The sequence below is a fragment of the Sporomusa sp. genome, assembly GCF_057736855.1.
In genome coordinates, this window is sequence record NZ_JBYKYF010000073.1 from 11409 (window position 1) to 12066 (window position 658).

Genomic DNA, 658 nt, shown 5'->3' on the forward strand with positions numbered 1-658 from the left:
AACGGGGCAGTAACCTGCGGGTATTACACACGGCCGAAATTATTGCCCAAGCATACGGCCTGGACTAGGGAGGCGAGATATATGGAACAGCAAATCCTGGTTGAGTTGAAACAACTGGTTGGCGATCAATACGTTATGGATCAACTGGAAGACCGAATCTGTTATTCCTTTGATGCTACTTTCCGGGATTTTCCGCCCGATGTAGTAGTTAAGCCTGGTAGTGTCGAGGAGATTGTGGCAATTGTCAAATTGGCCCAAAAGTACCGTATTCCAATAACCGCCAGAGGGGCGGCCACTGGCCTGTCAGGTGGTTCGGTGCCGCTGCAAGGCGGCATTGCCCTTGTGCTTACCCGGCTTAACCGGATTATTGAGATTGATACCGCCAACCGGGTAGCCGTAGTTGAACCTGGGGTAATCACCGAGAGCTTAGTTAATGCTGTAAATCAGGCAGGACTTTTTTATCCGCCCGACCCGGCTAGTGCTAAGACCTCGACCATCGGCGGTAATATTGCTGAATGCGCTGGCGGCCCCCGCGGCGTTAAATACGGCATAACCAGAGATTATGTATTGGGGTTGGAGGTAGTATTGCCTGATGGCCGTGTTGTCGAAGTGGGCAATAAATTTGATGGCGATATGGCCGGACCGGATTGGACTATGC

1 protein-coding gene is annotated in these 658 nt (G+C 51.5%); it reads left to right on the forward strand.

The genetic code is table 11. The features are described 5' to 3' along the window. Window positions 1-81 precede the first annotated feature (81 nt). A partial coding sequence (locus AC29Z1_RS06805; protein ID WP_488270706.1) for an FAD-binding oxidoreductase occupies window positions 82-658 on the forward strand: 577 nt, incomplete at its 3' end.